Raw genomic sequence first — 20,720 nt, forward strand, 5'->3', positions numbered from 1 at the left:
CTTCATCAGCGCCTGCTGGTGAACTGTTTGTGCCGAACACGAGGTACCCGCTGCGATGTCCTTCACCCGTCGACAAATGCTCAAGGGCCTGACCGGCCTGGTTGTGGTTGGCCTGGGCGCGGGGGGCGCCGCGCGGTACTGGCTGGGCAAGGTCGAAGATGACAATGCCGGCCATGACTACGAGCTGATCGCAGCGCCCCTTGACGTCGAACTGGTCCCTGGACACACGACTCAAGCCTGGGCGTTCGGGCCCAGTGCCCCTGGGACCGAGCTGCGCGTGCGGCAGGGTACCTGGCTGCGCGTGCGCTTCATCAACCACCTGCCGATCGAGACCACCATCCACTGGCATGGCATCCGCTTGCCGCTGGAAATGGATGGCGTGCCGTATGTGTCGCAATTGCCAGTCAAGCCAGGGGAGTATTTCGACTACAAGTTCCGGGTGCCCGATGCCGGCAGCTACTGGTACCACCCCCATGTCAGCAGCTCCGAAGAGCTGGGCCGGGGCCTGGTGGGCCCGCTGATCGTCGAGGAGCGCGAACCCACCGGTTTCAAGCATGAGCGCACGCTCAACCTCAAGACCTGGCATGTGGACGAGCAGGGGGGCTGGATGCCGTTCAGCGTCCCGCGCGAGGCGGCGCGCAATGGGACGGCAGGGCGGCTGATCACCATCAACGGCCAAGCCGATGCCGTGACCGAGCTGCCGGCAGGGCAGGTGGTGCGCGTGCGCCTGCTGAACCTGGACAACACCTGGACGTACCGCATCAACCTCAAGGGCAACTGCGAAGCGCGGATCTACGCGCTCGATGGCAACCCCGTCACCCCCCGGCCATTGGAGGATGACTACTGGCTGGGGCCTGGCATGCGCATTTGCCTGGCGATCCGCATTCCCGAGGCCGGCGAAGAGATCTCCCTTCGCGATGGCTTCGTGCGCCTGGGCACCCTGCGCGCGGTGGCCAACCCGGATGCGCCCAGCGACTGGCCAGCGGCGCTGCCGCCCAACCCCATCGCCGAGCCGGACCTGGAAAACGCCGAAAAGCTCAACTTCAACTTCGAGTGGGCAGGCAAGGTGTCGGTCGGCACCGACCAGGGCAAGCCGCCGAGCCTGTGGCAGATCAACGGTCAGGCCTGGGACATCACCGACAAGACCTGCGCCGATCGCCCGATCGCGACGCTGACCAAGGGCAAGAGCTACATTTTCGAATTGAAGAACATGACCCAGTACCAGCACCCCATCCACTTGCACGGCATGAGCTTCAAGGTGATTGGTTCCAACCGGCATGACATCAAGGAGCCGTGGTTCACCGACACCTACCTGCTGGGCAAGAACGAGCGCGCCCAGGTTGCGCTGGTCGCCGATAACCCGGGCACCTGGATGTTCCACTGCCACGTCATCGACCACATGGAAACCGGCCTGATGGCCGCGATCGCGGTGGTCTGATGCGACCGCAGATCATCGACCGCAGCCATGACCAGACCTACATGCGCATGGCGTTGGCGTTGGCCGCCGAGGGCGCCCAGCTGGGCGAGGTGCCGGTGGGCGCTGTGCTGGTGCAGGACGGCCAGGTCATCGGCCAGGGCTTCAACCGCCCGATCACCGACAGCGACCCCAGCGCCCATGCCGAGATGGTGGCGATCCGCGCCGCCGCGCGGGCGGTCGGCAACTACCGCCTGCCGGGTAGCACGCTGTACGTGACCTTGGAGCCGTGCAGCATGTGCGCCGGCTTGATCGTGCATTCGCGGGTGATGCGCGTGGTCTTCGGCGCACTGGAACCCAAGGCCGGGATCGTGCAGAGCCAGGGCCAGTTCTTCGGGCAAGGCTTCCTGAACCACCGTGTGCTGGTAGAGGGGGGCGTGATGGCCGAAGCGTGCGGGCAAGTGCTCAGTGACTTCTTCAAGGCTCGCCGGGCCAAGCCGTGACGTGACCGGCTACAACGGCGCTGATTGCTCTGCCGGTTTAGCCTTGTTCACACCCGGTACATGCAGGTCGCCCTCGGCCACCTGGCCTTCGAGCTGAGGCTGGGTAACCCAGGTGAGAATGTCGTAGTAGCGGCGGATGTTGGCGACGAAGTGCACCGGTTCGCCGCCCCGTGCATAGCCGTACTTGGTCTGGCGGTACCATTGCTTCTGCGCCAGGCGCGGTAGCATCTTCTTCACATCCAGCCACTTGTTGGGGTTGAGCTTTTCGCGCTTGGCCAGGGTGCGCGCATCTTCCAGGTGGCCGCTGCCGACGTTGTAGGCGGCCAGCGCGAACCAGGTGCGGTCGGGCTCCTGGATGCTGTCGTCCAGCTCGGCCTTGATCTTCATGAAGTACTTGGCGCCACCCTTGATGCTCTGCTTGGGGTCCAGGCGGTTGGAAACCCCCATGGCCTGGGCGGTGCGCTGGGTCAGCATCATCAAGCCACGCACGCCGGTCTTGGAGGTGACCTCCGGCTGCCACATGGATTCCTGGTAGCCGATGGCGGCCAACAGGCGCCAGTCCACCTGCTCGACCTTGGCATAGCTCTTGAAATGCTTTTCGTACTTGGGCAAACGTTGCTGCAGGTGCTGGGCGAAGGTGTAGGCGCCCACATAGCCCAGTACGTCGACATGCCCGTAATAGCGGTCCTTCAGGCGCTGCAGGGTGCCATTCTTCTGGGACTTGTCGAGGAATTCGTTCACCTCGTTCAGCAGGCTGTTGTCCTCGCCTGCGGCGACGGCCCAGCGCTGGTCACGAGACTCGCCCAGGTCGAAGGCCACGCGCACATTAGGGAAGTACACCTGGTTCATGGCCAGTTCGTTGGAGTCGACCAGGGTAAGGTCGATCTGCCCTTCGTCGACCATGCGCAGCAGGTCGACCACCTCCACGGCATCGGACTCTTCGTATTGCAGGCCCGGGTACTGTTTTTTCAGCTCGGCCAGCTGATCGGCATGGCTGCTGCCCTTGAGCACCATGATCTTCTTGCCGACCAAGCCTTGGGCGCTGGTCGGGCGCGAGCGGCCATTGCGGTAGATGACCTGAGGCGTCACCTCAAGGTAGGGGTGAGAAAACTTCGCCTGGACCTGGCGCCGTTCGCTGCTGACAAGGCCGGCGGCTGCCAGCACCGGGCCGGACGGCTTGCCAAGGTCGTCGAACAGTTCGTCGAGGTTGTCGGCGGTCTCGATTTCCAGCTTCACGCCCAGGTCATCGGCAAAATGCTTGACCAGTTCGTACTCGAAGCCGGTCTCACCGTTGCGATCCTGGAAATAGGTGGCCGGGCTGTTGCGGGTGATCACGCGCAGCACACCGTCCTCCTTCACGCGCTCGAGGGTACTGGGTTTTTCAACGCAGCCACCAAGCAGCAGAAAGAGTCCGGTTGCGAAAAGCCATCTGGCGCAACGCTGGCGCAAAGCAGTGTGGGTGAACATAGGTTGCAGTATACGCAAAGGACTGGCCGTGCCATATCTCGACAACGGCTAGCTTGTCTGATAGCGCTTACTGGGGTTTGTCACTCGTGCGCACCGTCCAGCGCTGCGTTCATGGTCTGGTACAGGGTGCAGGCCCTGCATCAGAGCGATCGCCCCCCCTTTTGCCAGCCCGGGCAGGCGCTGCCGATGAGCTGCCAACACGGCCCCTGACAAGTGGTAGAACCCCCGGAAATTTTGACCCGCCGGTCCGGTTCCGCCGCCCGGCAGCCATGCGCTACAGCGGGTGCCGCAAGCCAACGAATTAGGCTAGAATGCACGGCCTCCAAGCACACCCCTTCTGAGGCTGTCCCGACGATGTTGATCCTGCGCGGCGCTCCTGCCCTTTCTGCCTTTCGCCACGGTAAGTTACTCGAGCAACTGAGCCAGAAAGTCCCCGCTGTTACTGGTTTGTATGCCGAATTTGCCCACTTCGCCGATACCGACGGCGAGCTGACCGCCGACCAGCAGCAGGTGCTGGGCCGTCTGCTCAAGTACGGCCCGAGCGTACCGGTGCAGGAGCCCGCCGGTCGCCTGTTCCTGGTCGTACCGCGCCTGGGCACCATTTCGCCCTGGGCCAGCAAGGCCAGCGACATCGCCCACAACTGCGGCCTGCAGTCGATCCAGCGCCTGGAGCGCGGCATTGCGTACTACGTTGCCGGTGACCTCAGCGACGCCGAGGCCGAGCAGGTGTCGGCGCAGTTGCACGACCGCATGACCCAGCGCGTGCTGGGCCAGCTTGAGCAGGCCGCCGACATGTTCAGCCACGCCCAGCCAAGGCCCATGACGTCAGTGGACATCCTCGCCGGTGGCCGCGACGCTCTGGCCCAGGCCAACATCGACCTCGGCCTGGCATTGGCCGAGGACGAGGTGGACTACCTGGTCACCGCGTTCCAGGGCCTCAAGCGCAACCCCAACGACATCGAACTGATGATGTTCGCCCAGGCCAACTCCGAGCACTGTCGCCACAAGATCTTCAACGCCAGTTGGGACATCGACGGCCAGGCGCAGGACAAGAGCCTGTTCGGCATGATCAAGAACACCTACCAGATGCACAGCGAAGGTGTGCTGTCGGCGTACAAGGACAACGCTTCGGTCATCGTCGGCAACGTTGCTGGTCGTTTCTACCCGAACCCTGAAACCCGCCAGTATGGTGCGGTGCAGGAGCCGGTACACATTCTGATGAAGGTGGAAACCCACAACCACCCGACCGCCATCGCTCCCTTCTCCGGGGCATCGACCGGTTCTGGCGGCGAAATCCGTGACGAAGGTGCCACCGGCCGTGGCGCCAAGCCCAAGGCCGGCCTCACCGGCTTCACCGTGTCCAACCTGCGCATCCCAGGCTTCGAGCAGCCCTGGGAGCAGGACTACGGCAAGCCTGGCCGCATCGTCGATGCCCTCGACATCATGGTCGAAGGCCCGCTGGGCGGCGCTGCCTTCAACAACGAGTTCGGGCGTCCGGCCCTGACCGGCTACTTCCGTACCTTCGAGCAGTCCATCAACACCCCGCACGGCGAAGAAGTGCGCGGTTACCACAAGCCGATCATGCTGGCCGGCGGCATGGGCAACATCCGCGAAGATCACGTGCAGAAGGGCGAGATCACCGTCGGTGCCAAGCTGATCGTGTTGGGCGGTCCGGCCATGCTGATCGGCCTGGGTGGCGGCGCCGCTTCGTCGGTGGCCACCGGCGCCAGCTCGGCCGACCTCGACTTCGCCTCGGTGCAGCGCGAAAACCCCGAGATGGAGCGCCGTTGCCAGGAGGTCATCGACCGTTGCTGGCAGTTGGGTGAACACAACCCCATCGCCTTCATCCACGACGTGGGGGCGGGCGGTATCTCCAATGCGTTCCCTGAACTGGTGAACGACGGCGGTCGCGGTGGCCGCTTCGAGCTGCGCAACGTGCCCAATGACGAGCCGGGCATGGCCCCGCACGAAATCTGGAGCAACGAATCCCAGGAACGCTATGTACTGGCAGTCAGCGCCGAGGACTTCGAGCGCTTCCAGGCCATCTGCGAGCGCGAGCGCTGCCCGTTCGCAGTCGTCGGCGAGGCGACTGCCGAGCCGCACCTGACTGTGACCGACAGCCACTTTGGCAACACGCCGGTCGACATGCCGCTGGACGTGCTGCTCGGCAAACCGCCGCGCATGCACCGCTCGGTCAGCCGCGAAGCCGAGTTGGGCGACGACTTCGATCCGAGCACCCTGGACCTGGACAGCGCTGCGCAGCGCGTGCTGAACCACCCGGCCGTTGCCAGCAAGAGCTTCCTGATCACCATTGGCGACCGCACCATCACCGGCCTTGTGGCGCGCGACCAGATGGTCGGCCCCTGGCAGGTGCCGGTGGCTGACTGTGCCGTCACCGCCACCAGCTTCGACGTGTACACCGGTGAAGCCATGGCCATGGGCGAGCGTACCCCGCTGGCCCTGCTCGATGCCCCGGCTTCCGGGCGCATGGCCATCGGCGAGGTCCTGACCAACATGGCCGGCGCGCGTATCGACAAACTGTCCGACATCAAGCTGTCGGCCAACTGGATGTCGGCCGCCGGCCACCCGGGCGAAGACGCCCGCTTGTACGACACCGTCAAGGCTGTGGGCATGGAGCTGTGCCCAGAGCTGGGCCTGACGATTCCGGTCGGCAAAGACTCCATGTCGATGAAAACCAAGTGGAGCGAGGACGGCGTGGACAAGAGCGTGACCTCGCCGATGTCGCTGATCGTCAGCGGCTTTGCGCCGGTTACCGACATCCGCGGCACCCTGACCCCGCAATTGCGCATGGACAAGGGCGAGACGGACCTGATCCTGATCGACCTGGGCCGTGGCAAGAACCGCATGGGCGCGTCGATCCTGGCGCAGACCTACGGCAAGCTCGGTGCCCAGGCGCCGGATGTGGACGATGCCGAAGACCTCAAGGCGTTCTTCGCCGTCATCCAGGGCCTGAATGCCGACGGCCACCTGCTGGCCTACCATGACCGCTCCGACGGCGGCCTCTTCGCCACCGTGCTGGAAATGGCCTTCGCGGGTCACTGCGGTCTGGACTTGCACCTCGATCCGCTGACCGACAGCAAGGCCGACATCCCGGCCATCCTGTTCAACGAAGAGCTGGGCGCGGTCATTCAGGTGCGTCAGGACGCTACCCCGGACGTACTGGTCCAGTTCAGCGCCGCTGGCTTGGGTGAGCAGTGCGTGGCGGTGATCGGCAAGCCGGTCAACAACGCCGAAGTCTCCATCAGCCTGAACGGCGAAGTGCTGTTCGATGACGACCGCCGCATGCTTCAGCGCCAGTGGGCTGAGACCAGCTACCAGATCCAGCGCCTGCGCGACAACGCCGATTGCGCGGATCAGGAATTCGACCTGCTGCTCGAAGAAGACAACCCAGGGCTGTCGGTCAAGTTGGGCTTTGATGTCAACGACGACATCGCCGCGCCCTACATCAAGAAAGGCGTGCGCCCGCAAGTGGCCATCCTGCGTGAGCAGGGCGTCAACGGCCAGGTCGAAATGGCGGCTGCCTTCGACCGTGCCGGTTTCGCGGCCATCGACGTGCACATGAGCGACATCCTTGCTGGTCGCGTGGACTTCGAGGCCTTCAAGGGCTTGGTCGCCTGTGGCGGCTTCTCCTACGGCGACGTGTTGGGTGCAGGCGAGGGCTGGGCCAAGTCGGCCCTGTTCAACAGCCGTGCGCGTGATGCCTTCCAGGCGTTCTTCGAGCGTAACGACAGCTTCGCCCTGGGGGTGTGCAACGGTTGCCAGATGATGTCCAACCTGCACGAGCTGATTCCGGGCACCGAGTACTGGCCGCACTTCGTGCGTAACCGCTCCGAGCAGTTCGAGGCGCGGGTGGCCATGGTCGAGGTGCAGAAGTCCAACTCGATCTTCCTGCAGGGCATGGCCGGCTCGCGCATGCCGATCGCCATCGCCCACGGCGAGGGCCATGCCGAGTTCGCCAGTGAAGAGGCCTTGCTGGAGGCCGATGTGTCCGGTTGCGTGGCGCTGCGTTACGTGGACAACCACGGCAAGGTCACCGAGGCCTACCCGGCCAATCCCAACGGCTCGCCACGCGGTATCACGGGGCTCACCAGCCGCGACGGCCGCGTGACCATCATGATGCCGCACCCGGAGCGTGTGTTCCGTGCCGTGCAGAACTCGTGGCGCCCGGATGAGTGGCAGGAAGATGCGGCGCTGATGCGTATGTTCCGCAATGCGCGGGTGTGGGTGAACTAAGGCGTGTACAAGCTCGCCTTCTTCGTCCCTGCCAGCCATGTGGAGGTGGTCAAGGCTGCTGTGTTCGCCGCAGGTGGTGGGCACATGGGTGATTATGACCACTGTGCTTGGCAGACCTTGGGCCAGGGCCAGTTTCGTCCATTGGACGGCAGTTCGCCGTTTCTTGGGCGGGCGGGTCAGGTCGAGGTGGTGGAGGAGTGGAGGGTGGAGCTTGTGGTGGGCGATGACCTGATTCGTCAGGTTGTTGCTGCGCTCAAGCAGAGTCATCCGTATGAGACGCCGGCCTATGAGGTTTATCGGTTGGTGGACTTTTAATGCTCGTCGTGGTGGGTGAGGGGTGAGTTAGCCTCTTACAGGTTGGGTCGGGAGTTTTGATGGGTTTCGATATCCTGCCTGATGATGTGGAAGTTCTAAGTTCTAAGTTCTAAGTTCTAAGTTCTAAGTTCTAAGTTCTAAGTTCTAAGTTCGGAGTTATATGTTTAGAACTTGAATGCTTAGGTGTGGGTGGTGATAAAGTGTTTAGTCCATTTGCGATGGCGACGCTTAATCACCTTTTCGCCCTTACGGCGAGTCACTTTTTGTCAAACGCGACAAAAAGTAACCAAAAAACGCTGCGCTCCATTCATACGGCCCCTACGCTGCGCTTCGGGGTTCCCTCACTCCGGTCTTGCTCCCGGGAGGACCGCGCTGTAGGCCCCATCCTGGGGCCCAGCGCTTGACAGGCATCCATGCCTGTCACCTCCCTCCGCAAGACCTGCGTTCGGCCTTCTGAAGTCGCGAAGATCAAGATCAAGATCAAGATCAAGATCAAGATCAAGATCAAGATCAAGATCAAGATCGAGCGCCGCACATAGTTATACATGTCCTGTAGGAGCGGCCTTGCGCCGCGATGGACCGCTCTCACATGGATATCGAGTAATATTTAAATGATGCACGCGCATTAAATAACTACATTAAGTTTACAGCCTGCTGTTGCTGTTGCTGTTGCTGTTGCTGTTGCTGTTGCTGTTGCTGTTGCTGTTGCTTCTAAGCGCACGGTAGTTCAGGCGCCGCAGATCGCGACTTCAGGAGGCCGAGCGCAGGGCTTGCGGAGGGAGGTGACGGGCATGGATGCCCGTCAAGCGCTGGGCCCCAGGATGGGGCCTGCAGCGCGGTCCTCCCGGGAGCAAGCCCGGAGCGAGGGAACCCCGGAGCGTAGCGTAGGGGCCGGATGATAGGAGCAGGCGGTTTTTGCTTACTTTTTGACAAGACAAAAAGTGAGCCGCCGTAAGGGCGGAAGGGTGACTGTGCGCCACCCGCGCCAATGAATACCAACTCGATATATGTGCCAATGCTTTGAAGTTTGAAGTTTGAAGTTTGAAGTTTGAAGTTTGAAGTTTGAAGTTTGAAGTTTGAAGTTTGAAGTTTGAAGTTGAAGTTGAAGTTGAAGTTTGATTGGGTTGGTGTGGGTATTGATAGAGCGCATAGTCCATTTGCGATGGCGACGCTTAATCACCTTTTCGCCCTTACGGCGAGTTACTTTTTGTCAAACGCCACAAAAAGTACCCAAAAAAGGCTGCGCTCCGTTCATACGGCCCCTACGCTGCGCTTCGGGGTTCCCTCACTCCGGTCTTGCTCCCGGGAGGACCGCGCTGTAGGCCCCATCCTGGGGCCCAGCGCTTGACAGGCATCCATGCCTGTCACCTCCCTCCGCAAGACCTGCGTTCGGCCTTCTGAAGTCGCGAAGATCAAAAGCAAGATCAAAAGCAAGATCAAGATCAAGATCAAGATCAAGATCGAGCGCCGCACATAGTTATACATGTCCTGTAGGAGCGGCCTTGCGCCGCGATGGACCGCTCTCACATGGATATCGAGTAATATTTAAATGATGCACGCACATTAAATAACTACATTAAGTTTACAGCCTGCTGTTGCTGTTGCTGTTGCTGTTGCTGTTGCTTCTAAGCGCACGGTAGTTCAGGCGCCGCAGATCGCGACTTCAGGAGGCCGAGCGCAGGGCTTGCGGAGGGAGGTGACGGGCATGGATGCCCGTCAAGCGCTGGGCCCCAGGATGGGGCCTGCAGCGCGGTCCTCCCGGGAGCAAGCCCGGAGCGAGGGAACCCCGGAGCGTAGCGTAGGGGCCGGATGATAGGAGCAGGCGGTTTTTGCTTACTTTTTGACAAGACAAAAAGTGAGCCGCCGTAAGGGCGGAAGGGTGACTGTGCGCCACCCGCGCCAATGAATACCAACTCGATATATGTGCCAATGCTTTGAAGTTTGAAGTTTGAAGTTTGAAGTTGAAGTTGAAGTTGAAGTTGAAGTTTGATTGGGTTGGTGTGGGTATTGATAGAGCGCATAGTCCATTTGCGATGGCGACGCTTAATCACCTTTTCGCCCTTACGGCGAGTTACTTTTTGTCAAACGCCACAAAAAGTAACCAAAAAAGGCTGCGCTCCGTTCATACGGCCCCTACGCTGCGCTTCGGGGTTCCCTCACTCCGGTCTTGCTCCCTGGAGGACCGCGCTGTAGGCCCCATCCTGGGGCCCAGCGCTTGACAGGCATCCATGCCTGTCACCTCCCTCCGCAAGACCTGCGTTCGGCCTTCTGAAGTCGCGAAGATCAAAAGCAAGATCAAGATCAAGATCAAGATCAAGATCAAGATCAAGATCAAGATCAAGATCAAGATCAAGATCAAGATCAAGATCGAGCGCCGCACATAGTTATACATGTCCTGTAGGAGCGGCCTTGCGCCGCGATGGACCGCTCTCACATGGATATCGAGTAATATTTAAATGATGCACGCGCATTAAATAACTACATCAAGTTTACAGCCTGCTGTTGCTGTTGCTGTTGCTGTTGCTGTTGCTGTTGCTGTTGCTGTTGCTGTTGCTGTTGCTGTTGCTGTTGCTTCTAAGCGCACGGTAGTTCAGGCGCCGCAGATCGCGACTTCAGGAGGCCGAGCGCAGGGCTTGCGGAGGGAGGTGACGGGCATGGATGCCCGTCAAGCGCTGGGCCCCAGGATGGGGCCTGCAGCGCGGTCCTCCCGGGAGCAAGCCCGTAGCGGAGGGGCCGGATGATAGGAGCAGGCGGTTTTTGCTTACTTTTTGACAAGACAAAAAGTGAGCCGCCGTAAGGGCGGAAAGGTGACTGTGCGCCACCCCCGCCACTGAATATCTAATCGATACAAGCGCCCCCGCCAAAATTCCTATCTCACATAAAACATGGACTATAGAATCTGGAACTTGAAACTTAAGGTTGAATAACCTACGTAGTCCCCCAGAACCCAATCAAACCGTCCCAATCTCCCCCCCATCCTCCCGCTGAATCACCACCGTGGAAGACCGCGGCCTAACCCGCTTCCCCCCAACAGCCCCCTCGGTAGCATCCTCCGAAACTGGCCAATTCCCCGGATGCTGAATATTGACAAACAACGTCCTGTTATCCGGCGTAAACGCAATCCCCGTCACCTCACACCCGTTGGGCCCCACGAAAAACCGCCGCAACCCCCCTTGGTTCTGCCCATTGACCGGCACCTGCCGCCCCGCCGCATCCACCAGCAGACCTGGAATCACCGCCAACAGCTGGTCGTTGGTGTAGTCACTGACCGTCGACTCACTGTTGTCCGTCTCGAACCACAGCACCCCGCGACTATCGAATCGCATCCCGTCAGGGCTGGCGAACTGGTTGAGTTCCGTCAGTCCAGAACGGTTGATCTCGGCCCCACCGCCCGCATTGGCGCCAAACACGAAGATGTCCCAGGTCAAGCGCAGGTGATCGTCGCTGTCATGCCAGCGAATGATATGGCCATGACGGTTGGGCCCGCGTGGATTGACCGCGTCGACCTTGTCCGGCGTGCGCGTACTGTTATTGGTCAGTGTGAGGTACACATCGCCGTTGAGCGGATTGACAGTGGTCCACTCCGGCCGATCCATCGGCGTAGCGCCCACGGCGTCGGCAGCGCCACGGGTATTGAGCAAGATGCCCGGCAGGTCACCAAAGCGTGCACCCAGCGTGCCACCCCCGGTGGTAGGGGTAAGCACGTCCAGCGGTAACCATACCCCCGTGCCATCGGCCTCGAAGCGAGCCACGTACAGCGTGCCGTGGTCGAGGTACTTGGCCCCTGTGGCCAGGCGGTTGGCAGCCTGAGCGTCGGCGGGGTCCCACGGTGCCTGCGACACCCACTTGTAAAGGTACTCGTTGTTCGAATCGTCACCCATGTACCAGACCAGAGGCTTGCCAGCGACTGGCACGCCCGGTGCACAGCCTTCGTGACGAAAGCGACCCAGCGCCGTGCGCTTGGTGGCCAGGGTGGTGCGGTCATACGGGTCGATTTCGACGATGTAGCCGTAAGTGCTGGCTTCGTTGCGGTAATCCTCCAGTGCACTGGTGCCTTTGGCCGTTACATCGAATCTGGCAAACTCGCCAGCGTCTTCACCGCTATCACCCGCGGCGCTTTCCCACTGGTACTGGCTGCTGGAGGTGGCCACGCCCAAGCGGCGCTGATCCTCCGGGCACGTACCGTGGTTGACGAAAATGCCTGGCCAGTTCTCTTCGCAGGTGAGGTAGGTGCCCCAAGGCGTGTAGCCATTGCCACAGTTGTTGTTGGTGCCACGGCAGTGGGTGCCGGCAGTGGAGTATGGGGTCTTGACATGAGCGGTGCCGCGCAGCGGGCCGCTGATGTGCATGGGCGAGGCGGTGGTGAAACGCCGGTTCAGTGGATCGTTCTCCACCACCTGCCAGTGGCCATGCACGTTGCGCAGGCGTACCACGCCAGCGCCATGTGCGTTGATTTCCTTGCGAACTTCTTCTGCCGGCCGCTTGCCGTTAGCTGCCCTGGTGGGGCCGGCCGGGTGCAAAGCTGCAGGGTCGATGTACTCGAAGTTAATGGCCAACAGGCCATCATCCGAGCTGCCATCGATGGGGAAGAAATGCATGCCGTCATGGTGCATGCCCATGGCGTTGGCCTGGTCGACAGCGGTATTGCTGCCGTCAGGCTTCCAGGGCGCGGCTTTCCGGTTGAGTGGTGTTCCCCAGGGGGCCAGGACGCGTGCACGATAGCCCTTGGCAATGGTGCACGCATCGGTGCGTGACCCGGGGATCGAGTCGAAGCCCAGCGTCAGCCCTGACCTGGCAGCGTTACCGCTGGCCGACACACCAGGGCCGGCAGGCCTGCGAATCTCAGCCCCATTGACACAACCGCCCAAGCCGGTGCCGGCGATCAAGGTGACGGCGGCGGCCAGACCGCCGCGCATCACACTGCGTCGGCTCAGGTAAATGTCCATGACAGTGGCCATGGCCGTGTTGGTGCCGGGGTTTCGGTCCAGGTTGTCGCCGGTATCACGACTCATCACATGTCCTTGGGTTGCAGAATTGATCCAGACCGCACTCTAGTGGGCAATTGTGATATTTCGTTTGCAGAACCATGAACGGACGTTGCAACCCTGTGGTGTATCTGGCAGGAGCCTCGGAGAAGGGCGCCGTCCCAAGGTTGCTAAGTGGCGCCTGGCGCCCAGGCTCGATGCCCACTGCTCAGAGCGGTTATGCCTACTGGTGCGGATCAGCCCAGGATCCACCGCGTTTCAGCCCTGGGCAGCCTTCGGTGGTGACCTAGAGCAGCGCGTTGATCTGGGCAACGCCCATGCACGGCATGCGATGCGGTACGGGCCTCGTACCCGATTGCGTGGATGCTTTAAGCCGCTGCATTCACTTGGATGCCGTCCCGTGCCTAAGACACTGTCAGGCAGGTTCCAGCAAATAGGTGGGGTCTTTCCTGCAAAAACAGATGAATTGCGCTAAATCAGGGCCGAATCTCGATCATCGTGCCATCGCGCACCAGGCTCCAGACTTCTTGCATGTCGCGGTTACGCATGGCGATACAGCCGTCTGTCCAGTCCAGCGTATGGAAATACCACTCGGGGTATTCGTCATTGATCGGCGTGCCGTGGATCATGATCATGCTGCCGGCCTTCACGCCTGCCTGGCTGGCCCGGGCCGCATCGCTGACGTTGGGGTAGTCGATGTGCATGGCCAGGTTGAAGCGCTCGCTCTGCTTGCGCCAGTCCAGCCAGTAGAAGCCTTCCGGGGTTTTCTTGTCGCCTTCGCGCTGCTTGGGGCCCTTCGGTTGCTTGCCCAGGGAAATGCGGTAGGTCTTGATTGGCTCGCCGCGGCTGATCAGTTGCAGGCGACGCTCGGACTTGATGACCAGTACCTTGTCGACCTGAGGCTGCACGGCCGGTTGCGCAGGCGAGCCCGTCTGCACCGCCGAGACCGGTTTGCGGATGATGGTTTCGGTGTAGGCCGCCTGGGACATCGAGGCAACGCCAAGGCAGAGGAGGGCAAGCAACCAGCGCATGTAGCAATATCCTGAAGGCTCTGTGCCGGGCTTCGCGAAAGGCCCGCGGCGGTAATCATCACCGGGCGGCATTTCGTAAACCCTAACGGGGTGTGGGCGACACGTTCATCGGCGGCAGGTATTCATGGCCTATGGGGAACTGCTGCTCGATTCGGTCGCGATAGTAGCATTCTAATGTCCGCGCCACGGTCCGGAAAGCCAGGGCATCCCAGGGGATCTCATGCTCCTCGAACAGCCTTACTTCCAGGCTCTCGACCCCGACGGCAAACTCAAGGTCCGCCAGCTCGGCGCGAAAGAAGACATGCACCTGGTTGATGTGCGGCAAATCGAACAGCTGGTACAGCGTCATCGAGCCTACACGCGCGCAGGCTTCTTCGATGGTCTCGCGACGGGCGGCCTGGTCGAGCGTCTCGCCGTTTTCCATGAAGCCGGCTGGCAATGTCCAGAAACCACGGCGCGGCTCGATGGCGCGGCGGCACAGCAGCACTCGGCTGCCATGGGTAGGCAGTACACCGGCCACCACGTTGGGGTTCTGGTAGTGGATGGTGTGGCACGCGGGGCAGACGTACCGCAACCGTGTGTCGCCCTGGGGGATCTGCTCGATGACCGGCTGACCGCACGCACTGCAGAAATTCATGGAGGCTTCCTTTTGTCGTGGCCTATCTTGGCGCGGCGGGTCGGTCGCCGCAAGCAGCAGGGGTTGGGTGGCTGACGGCTTTCGTGCATCATGCAGGGCAGGCCTTGGATACGAGTGAGCGCGATGCTGGACGAGCTACTTCGCCGAATGAGCAACCACCAACCTGCAACCCTGGAATCGGATCGGCGGTTCCCGGAAGCGGCGGTACTCTTGCCCATTACCCGCAGCGAAGTACCTGAGCTCGTGCTGACCCTGCGTGCCAAGGGGCTTTCGACCCACGGTGGCGAAGTCGCATTCCCGGGTGGCCGGCGCGATCCCGAAGACCCGGACCTGGTCTTCACCGCCCTGCGCGAGGCTGAAGAAGAAATTGGCCTGCCGCCGGGGTTGGTAGAGGTGCTTGGCCCGCTCAGCCCCCTGATATCTCTGCATGGCCTCAAGGTAACGCCGTACGTCGGCGTCATTCCCGACTTCGTCGAATACCGCCCCAACGATGCCGAGATCGCGGCGGTGTTCACTGTTCCGCTGGAGTTCTTTCGCCAGGACCCACGTGACCATACCCACCGCATCGATTACCAGGGCCGCAGCTGGTATGTGCCCAGTTACCGCTACGGCGAATACAAGATCTGGGGGCTGTCGGCAATCATGATCGTCGAACTGGTCAACCTGTTGTTCGACGCCGGAATCTCCCTGCACCATCCCCCTGTACGTCCTACCGACAAACGAGCAGGGCCCACCCTGCCATCTGCACCCCAGCCTGAGGAGCAACCATGAAATATCGCCTGGGCGACCTGCGGGTCGAGACTCATCCCACCAGCTGGGCTGCGCCCAACGCCACGCTCATCGGCAATGTCCGTCTCCAGGCCCATGCCAGCGTCTGGTTCGGCGCTGTGCTGCGTGGCGACAACGAGCTGATCGACATCGGTGAAGGTAGCAACGTGCAGGACGGCACCGTGATGCATACCGACATGGGCTCGCCCCTGACCCTGGGTAAAGGTGTGACCGTTGGGCATAACGCCATGCTTCATGGCTGCACGGTGGGCGACTACAGCCTGATTGGCATCAACGCCGTCGTGCTCAATGGTGCGCGTATTGGCAAGCACTGCATCATCGGCGCCAATGCCCTGATTGCCGAGGGCAAGGAAATTCCCGATGGCTCTCTGGTCATGGGCTCGCCCGGCAAGGTGGTGCGCGAGCTGACCGAGCAACAGAAACGCATGCTCGAGGCCAGCGCAGCGCACTATGTCCATAACGCCCAGCGCTACGCAAAGGAACTGGTGCCCGACGATGAGTGAGGTGAGCGAGCGCCCCGTGGCGTCCCCGTGCGTCAATATCTGTGCCCTGGATGAGCAGGATATCTGTACCGGCTGCCAGCGCAGCGTTGCAGAGATCGGCCAGTGGGGCCGGATGAGCAACGACGAGCGGCGTGGGGTGCTCAGGCGCTGCCACGAGCGCGCTACCGAAGCCGGGCTGGTGCTCTAGCGGTCCTGCGGTTGCCTCCCAGGGCGGGCGACGGTAATCTGTGCCGCTTGCCCAAAGACTACCCGCCATGCTCTTTCTGATTGCCTATATCAGCAGTGTCGTGCTGATCAACTACGCCTTCTCCAGCGCCCCGCACCTGGACGTCATCTGGTCCGCCTGGGGTGGCCTGGTCTTCATCCTGCGCGACATGGTGCAGACCCGCTTCGGGCATGGGGCACTGGTGGCCATGCTGGCGGCCCTGGTGCTGTCCTACGTCACCTCCGAACCCGCTATCGCCCTGGCCAGCGCCACGGCGTTCTTCGTCTCCGAGCTGATCGACTGGCTGGTCTTCAGCGTCACCCGACGCCCGCTGCGCGACCGGCTGTGGTTGAGCTCGGCCTTGAGCATCCCGGTCGATACGTTCATCTTCTTCGGCATGATCGGTGCGCTCACACCCATGGTCATCGGTACCGCCATGGCGTCGAAGTTCGCCGGCGTCACGGCCGTCTGGCTGGCCATGGCATTTCGCGCCCGACGGGCTGCCGTGGCGGGCTGATGGTGTAGAATAGCGGTCCTTTTTCAGCGGGTGGTGCCGAGTCAGGCGCGGCCCCGGATGCCTTCGAGGACCTGAAATGACCCGTATCGGAACCCCCCTGTCGCCGACCGCGACCCGTGTACTGCTCTGTGGCTGTGGCGAGTTGGGTAAGGAAGTGGTGATCGAGCTCCAGCGCCTGGGTGTGGAAGTGATCGCCGTCGACCGTTACGCCGACGCGCCGGCCATGCAGGTGGCCCACCGCAGCCACGTGGTCAACATGCTCGATGGGGTGGCGCTGCGCGCTGTCATCGAGGCCGAGAAGCCGCATTACATCGTGCCGGAAATCGAAGCCATCGCCACCGCCACGCTGGTGGAGCTGGAAAACGAAGGCTTCAACGTGGTGCCCACTGCACGCGCCACGCAACTGACCATGAACCGTGAAGGCATTCGTCGTCTGGCTGCCGAAGAACTGGACCTGCCCACCTCGCCCTACCACTTTGCCGACACCTACGAAGACTATGCGGTGGCTGTCGCCGATGTCGGCTACCCCTGCGTGGTCAAGCCTGTGATGAGCTCGTCCGGCAAGGGGCAGAGCCTTCTGCGCAGCGATGCCGACCTGCAGAGCGCCTGGGCCTACGCACAGGAAGGTGGGCGCGCCGGCAAGGGGCGGGTGATCGTCGAAGGCTTCATCGATTTCGATTACGAGATCACCCTGCTGACCGTGCGTCATGTCGGGGGCACCACCTTCCTCGAGCCGGTTGGGCACCGTCAGGAAAAAGGCGACTACCAGGAGTCCTGGCAGCCGCAGGCCATGACCCCCAAGGCGCTGGCCGAGTCGCAGCGGGTTGCCAAGGCGGTCACCGATGCCCTGGGCGGGCGAGGGCTGTTCGGTGTCGAGCTGTTCGTCAAGGGCGATCAGGTCTGGTTCAGCGAGGTGTCGCCACGCCCGCACGACACCGGCCTCGTCACCCTGATCTCCCAGGACCTGTCGCAGTTTGCCCTGCATGCCCGCGCCATTCTCGGGTTGCCGATTCCGGTAGTGCGCCAGTTCGGTCCAAGTGCTTCGGCTGTCATCCTTCCGCAGGGGCACTCGAAGCAGACCGCCTTCACCAATCTCGGCGCTGCGCTGAGCGAGCCGGATACCGCGATCCGCCTGTTTGGCAAGCCTGAGATCAGCGGCACTCGTCGCATGGGTGTTTGCCTGGCCCGTGACGAATCCATCGAAGCGGCGCGCGCCAAGGCGACCCGTGCGGCCCAGGCCGTGCAAGTAGAGTTCTGATAGGCCGTTGGGGCCGCTCAGGCGGCCCCAACGCTCCTGCTATGAGGCCACCCTGAGCGTCCTAGAGCTCGGTATTGCGCGTCTCCTTCAGGCACAGCACGGCAATCAAGCTGATCACGGCCGCCGCTGAAACATACCCGCCCACCCAACTCAGGCCGCCCATGCTCACCAGCTTCTGAGCGAAGAACGGCGCTGCCGACGCGCCCACGATACCGCCCAGGTTATAGGCTGCCGAAGCGCCGGTATAACGCACATGGGTCGGGAACAGCTCTGGCAGCAAGGCGCCCATCGGCGCGAAGGTCACGCCCATCAGGAACAACTCGATGGTCAGGAACAGCGCCACGCCCGTGGTCGAACCCGAGGTCAGCAGCGGTTCCATGGTAAAGCCCGAAGCCACGGCCAGCAGGCCGCCGACGATCAGCACAGGCTTGCGTCCGTAGCGATCGCTGAGCCAGGCCGACAGCGGCGTCGCCAAGGCCATGAACACCACCGCAAAGCACAACAGCCCCAGGAACGTTTCACGGCTGTAGCCCAGCGTGCTTACGCCGTAGCTCAAGGAAAAGACGGTGGAGATGTAGAACAGTGCGTAGCACACCACCATGGCGGCGGCACCGAGCAAGGTCGGGCGCCAGTGCTTGGCGAACAGGTCCACCACCGGCAGCTTCACGCGCTCCTGGCGGGCCACCGCCTTGGCGAACACCGGGCTTTCCTCGAGCTTCAGGCGCACATACAGCCCCACCAGGACCAGGGCGGCGCTGAGCAGAAACGGTATGCGCCAGCCCCACTCGCGGAACTGTTCGTCGCTAAGCGTCAGTGCCAACGTGAGGAACAGGCCATTGGCTGCCAGAAACCCGATCGAAGGGCCTAGTTGTGGGAACATCCCGAACCACGCCCGTTTACCGTGCGGTGCATTTTCGGTGGCCAGCAGTGCCGCACCGCCCCATTCGCCGCCCAGCCCCAGCCCTTGGCCAAAGCGCAACAGGCAAAGGATGATCGGTGCCCACACACCAATGCTGTCATACCCCGGCAAAACGCCGATGGCGGTGGTGGAAACGCCCATCAATAGCAGTGAGGCAACCAGGGTGGACTTGCGTCCGATACGGTCGCCGAAGTGACCGAACAGTGCTGAGCCCAGTGGCCTGGCCAGAAAGGCGATGCCAAAGGTCAGGAAGGCCGCCAGCATCTGGGCAGTGCCGGACCCGGACGGGAAGAACACCGGCCCGATGACCAATGCGGCTGCCGTGGCGTAGACATAGAAATCGTAGAACTCGATGGCGGTGCCGATGAAGCTGGCAGTGGCAACCCGCGCGGGCGAGTTGACCGGCGCGGCAGGTGCGCCGGCGTAGGTGCTGGTTGTCATTCAAAGGTCCCTGGCAGTCTGGGGCAACGCCATGGTGCTCTGTCAGCCTGCAACGGACACACCGATTGCAGCCGGCTGAACAGCGGTTCGCATGGCGCTGGCGCGATTGTTGTTGTGTTCGCCTGGCTGACGATAGCCCAAGGGGATAGGGGCGGGCGGACACTGCTCAGGATGGTGAAGCAGGGCCGCAGGGCGTTTCAGCGAAGCGGACTGACCGTGGAGCGCCGAGTGCGGGTAGCAGGCGGGACGGCAGGGCTGGGTAAGCGTTGCCCGAGTATAGCTATCGGGTTGCCGTCCATACCAGTACCTTGCTGGCGCAATTGTCTTCGGTTTCAAGGATTTCCAGGCGATAGCGGCCGATTTTCAGGCACACCGCACTCTCCGGGATGCTTTCCAACGCTTCGGTCACAAGGCCGTTGAGGGTCTTTGGTCCGCCATCGCACGGCAGGTGCCAACCCAAGCTACGGTTGATCTCCCGCAGCGAGGCCGTGCCGTCGATGACATAGGTACCGTCAGGCTGCTTGTGCACATGGGGATTGCCCAGGCTCTGGTCATCTTCGAACTCGCCGACGATTTCCTCGAGAATGTCTTCCAGGGTGACGATACCCAGTACTTCACCGTACTCATCCACCACCACGCCCAGGCGCCGCTGCTGCTTGTGGAAATTGAGCAACTGCAGGTTCAAGGGCGTGCTTTCGGGCACGAAATAGGGCTCGTAGCACGCCTGGCGCAGTGCTTCGAGGGTCAGCTCGGCCTGCGGCAACAAGTGGCTGATCAGCTTGGTGTTGAGGATGGCTTCAACCTGGTTGATGTCGTTGTGATACACCGGCAGACGGGTGTGGCGGCTGACGATCAGTTGCTCGATGATGCGCGCGATCGGCTCGTCGAGGTTGATGCCATCGACCTCGTTGCGCGGCACCAGAATGTCGTTGACGGTGATCTTGTCCAGCGACTGGATGCCGTCGAGCAAGCCCCGTCGTGGTGTTTCCGGGTGCTCGTCGTCCTCGAAGGCGTCGGCTTGCTCGGGGTGCAGGGCGACTGCGGCGGGCTGCTTGCGCAGTGGGCGCAGCAGCAGCTTGGCGCAGCCGTCGAGTACACCGGCCAGCGGTTGCAGCAGTACCAGTGGCGGCTTGAGCAAGGCGCCCAGGCTGACGAAGACGTGCGGGTTGCGTCTGGCCAGGCGACGCGGCAGGTACTCGGCGAACACCAACAGAACGGCAGCGGCAGCAAGGCCTGCCTGCCACAGGCCATTGTCACCGCCTTGGCGCAGCCCGATCAGGCAGGCCAGCGCCAGCACCAGCCATTTGCCCAGGCTGGCGCCCAGGACCAGGGCAGGGCCCGAGAGCTTGGGTGGGCTGTCATTCTCGCCGCCCGACACCATCGTGTGCAGGCGTGCGGTCTCGATGGCGGTGAGCAGTGCAGACCACAGCAGGGCGATTGCCGAGGTGCCGAGAAGAGGTGCGTACGGCAGGATGTTCATGT

The 20,720-nt window shown here is 62.1% G+C and carries 17 protein-coding genes; 11 read left to right on the forward strand and 6 right to left on the reverse strand.

Annotated features, from left to right (window positions below; translation table 11 throughout):
- Window positions 1–55 precede the first annotated feature (55 nt).
- Together FH041_RS22410 and tadA are read left to right on the forward strand one after the other, a co-directional pair.
- Complete coding sequence (locus FH041_RS22410) at window positions 56–1,438, forward strand: multicopper oxidase family protein (protein WP_028687082.1); 1,383 nt, start codon at window positions 56–58, stop codon at window positions 1,436–1,438.
- Window positions 1,438–1,917 (forward strand): tRNA adenosine(34) deaminase TadA, encoded by a 480-nt coding sequence (gene tadA / locus FH041_RS22415; protein WP_023533384.1) that lies wholly within the window; start codon window positions 1,438–1,440, stop codon window positions 1,915–1,917. Before FH041_RS22410 ends, tadA begins: the two co-directional genes overlap by 1 nt.
- Before the next feature lie 9 nt (window positions 1,918–1,926).
- On the opposite strand, the gene mltF is transcribed toward tadA, so the two are convergent.
- On the reverse strand, window positions 1,927–3,384 hold the full coding sequence (gene mltF, locus FH041_RS22420; RefSeq protein ID WP_028687083.1) for a membrane-bound lytic murein transglycosylase MltF: 1,458 nt from the start codon (window positions 3,382–3,384) through the stop codon (window positions 1,927–1,929).
- Between the two features lie 354 nt (window positions 3,385–3,738).
- Here mltF and purL point away from each other — a divergent pair, with 354 nt between their 5' ends.
- The 4 genes from purL (at window position 3,739) to FH041_RS22845 (ending at window position 10,337) form a co-directional block, all read left to right on the forward strand.
- Window positions 3,739–7,638, forward strand: coding sequence for a phosphoribosylformylglycinamidine synthase (purL, locus tag FH041_RS22425; RefSeq protein WP_027913811.1), 3,900 nt, complete (start codon window positions 3,739–3,741; stop codon window positions 7,636–7,638).
- Between the two features lie 3 nt (window positions 7,639–7,641).
- A complete protein-coding gene (locus tag FH041_RS22430) occupies window positions 7,642–7,953 on the forward strand; it encodes an NGG1p interacting factor 3 protein, NIF3 (protein ID WP_027913812.1) in 312 nt (103 codons plus the stop codon).
- A 413-nt stretch (window positions 7,954–8,366) separates the two neighbouring features.
- Entirely contained in the window at window positions 8,367–8,492 is a 126-nt protein-coding gene (locus tag FH041_RS23085) for a hypothetical protein (RefSeq protein WP_257225216.1), read from the forward strand.
- A gap of 1,689 nt (window positions 8,493–10,181) precedes the next feature.
- Window positions 10,182–10,337, forward strand: a complete 156-nt coding sequence (locus tag FH041_RS22845) for a hypothetical protein (protein ID WP_168199547.1) — start codon at window positions 10,182–10,184, stop codon at window positions 10,335–10,337.
- Between the two features lie 567 nt (window positions 10,338–10,904).
- Here the strand turns inward: FH041_RS22845 and FH041_RS22445 are convergent.
- The 3 genes from FH041_RS22445 to FH041_RS22455 form a co-directional block, all read right to left on the reverse strand.
- Entirely contained in the window at window positions 10,905–12,965 is a 2,061-nt protein-coding gene (locus FH041_RS22445) for a PhoX family phosphatase (RefSeq protein WP_028686923.1), read from the reverse strand.
- Window positions 12,966–13,414: 449 nt separating this feature from the next.
- Window positions 13,415–13,969: a murein L,D-transpeptidase family protein gene (locus FH041_RS22450; protein ID WP_023533642.1), complete on the reverse strand. Its 555-nt coding sequence runs from the start codon at window positions 13,967–13,969 to the stop codon at window positions 13,415–13,417.
- 82 nt (window positions 13,970–14,051) lie between these two features.
- The gene (locus FH041_RS22455; RefSeq protein ID WP_028686922.1) at window positions 14,052–14,606 is read right to left on the reverse strand and encodes an NUDIX hydrolase; all 555 of its coding nucleotides are present in this window, start codon (window positions 14,604–14,606) and stop codon (window positions 14,052–14,054) included.
- Between the two features lie 114 nt (window positions 14,607–14,720).
- Between FH041_RS22455 and FH041_RS22460 the strand changes: the two genes are divergently transcribed.
- The 5 genes from FH041_RS22460 (at window position 14,721) to purT (ending at window position 17,878) form a co-directional block, all read left to right on the forward strand.
- Window positions 14,721–15,377, forward strand: coding sequence for a CoA pyrophosphatase (locus tag FH041_RS22460; RefSeq protein ID WP_225806658.1), 657 nt, complete (start codon window positions 14,721–14,723; stop codon window positions 15,375–15,377).
- Entirely contained in the window at window positions 15,374–15,898 is a 525-nt protein-coding gene (locus FH041_RS22465; RefSeq protein ID WP_023533654.1) for a gamma carbonic anhydrase family protein, read from the forward strand. Before FH041_RS22460 ends, FH041_RS22465 begins: the two co-directional genes overlap by 4 nt.
- A gap of 1 nt (window position 15,899) precedes the next feature.
- Window positions 15,900–16,085 (forward strand): DUF1289 domain-containing protein, encoded by a 186-nt coding sequence (locus FH041_RS22470; RefSeq protein ID WP_371920335.1) that lies wholly within the window; start codon window positions 15,900–15,902, stop codon window positions 16,083–16,085.
- Between the two features lie 67 nt (window positions 16,086–16,152).
- On the forward strand, window positions 16,153–16,620 hold the full coding sequence (locus FH041_RS22475) for a VUT family protein (protein ID WP_023533643.1): 468 nt from the start codon (window positions 16,153–16,155) through the stop codon (window positions 16,618–16,620).
- Window positions 16,621–16,696: 76 nt separating this feature from the next.
- Window positions 16,697–17,878 carry a formate-dependent phosphoribosylglycinamide formyltransferase gene (gene purT, locus FH041_RS22480; RefSeq protein ID WP_028686921.1) on the forward strand — a complete coding sequence of 394 codons (1,182 nt, stop codon included), beginning with the start codon at window positions 16,697–16,699 and terminating at the stop codon, window positions 17,876–17,878.
- 61 nt (window positions 17,879–17,939) lie between these two features.
- Here the strand turns inward: purT and FH041_RS22485 are convergent, their stop codons facing one another.
- Entirely contained in the window at window positions 17,940–19,238 is a 1,299-nt protein-coding gene (locus FH041_RS22485) for an MFS transporter (RefSeq protein ID WP_049695507.1), read from the reverse strand.
- A 280-nt stretch (window positions 19,239–19,518) separates the two neighbouring features.
- On the reverse strand, window positions 19,519–20,718 hold the full coding sequence (locus FH041_RS22490) for a transporter associated domain-containing protein (RefSeq protein ID WP_028686919.1): 1,200 nt from the start codon (window positions 20,716–20,718) through the stop codon (window positions 19,519–19,521).
- Window positions 20,719–20,720 lie beyond the last annotated feature (2 nt).

Source organism: Pseudomonas sp. SWI7 (assembly GCF_006351945.1).
In the GTDB taxonomy this organism is placed as follows: Bacteria; Pseudomonadota; Gammaproteobacteria; order Pseudomonadales; family Pseudomonadaceae; genus Aquipseudomonas; species Aquipseudomonas fulva.

Excerpts from the sequence above, each read along its gene's own strand:
- FH041_RS22410 (WP_028687082.1), top strand. The coding sequence starts at position 56 with ATGTCCTTCACCCGTCGACAAATGCTCAAGGGCCTGACCGGCCTGGTT.
- tadA (WP_023533384.1), top strand. The coding sequence starts at position 1,438 with ATGCGACCGCAGATCATCGACCGCAGCCATGACCAGACCTACATGCGC.
- mltF (WP_028687083.1), bottom strand. The coding sequence starts at position 3,384 with ATGTTCACCCACACTGCTTTGCGCCAGCGTTGCGCCAGATGGCTTTTC.
- purL (WP_027913811.1), top strand. The coding sequence starts at position 3,739 with ATGTTGATCCTGCGCGGCGCTCCTGCCCTTTCTGCCTTTCGCCACGGT.
- FH041_RS23085 (WP_257225216.1), top strand. The coding sequence starts at position 8,367 with ATGCCTGTCACCTCCCTCCGCAAGACCTGCGTTCGGCCTTCTGAAGTC.
- FH041_RS22845 (WP_168199547.1), top strand. The coding sequence starts at position 10,182 with ATGCCTGTCACCTCCCTCCGCAAGACCTGCGTTCGGCCTTCTGAAGTC.
- FH041_RS22445 (WP_028686923.1), bottom strand. The coding sequence starts at position 12,965 with ATGAGTCGTGATACCGGCGACAACCTGGACCGAAACCCCGGCACCAAC.
- FH041_RS22450 (WP_023533642.1), bottom strand. The coding sequence starts at position 13,969 with ATGCGCTGGTTGCTTGCCCTCCTCTGCCTTGGCGTTGCCTCGATGTCC.
- FH041_RS22455 (WP_028686922.1), bottom strand. The coding sequence starts at position 14,606 with ATGAATTTCTGCAGTGCGTGCGGTCAGCCGGTCATCGAGCAGATCCCC.
- FH041_RS22465 (WP_023533654.1), top strand. The coding sequence starts at position 15,374 with ATGAAATATCGCCTGGGCGACCTGCGGGTCGAGACTCATCCCACCAGC.
- FH041_RS22475 (WP_023533643.1), top strand. The coding sequence starts at position 16,153 with ATGCTCTTTCTGATTGCCTATATCAGCAGTGTCGTGCTGATCAACTAC.
- purT (WP_028686921.1), top strand. The coding sequence starts at position 16,697 with ATGACCCGTATCGGAACCCCCCTGTCGCCGACCGCGACCCGTGTACTG.
- FH041_RS22485 (WP_049695507.1), bottom strand. The coding sequence starts at position 19,238 with ATGACAACCAGCACCTACGCCGGCGCACCTGCCGCGCCGGTCAACTCG.
- FH041_RS22490 (WP_028686919.1), bottom strand. The coding sequence starts at position 20,718 with ATGAACATCCTGCCGTACGCACCTCTTCTCGGCACCTCGGCAATCGCC.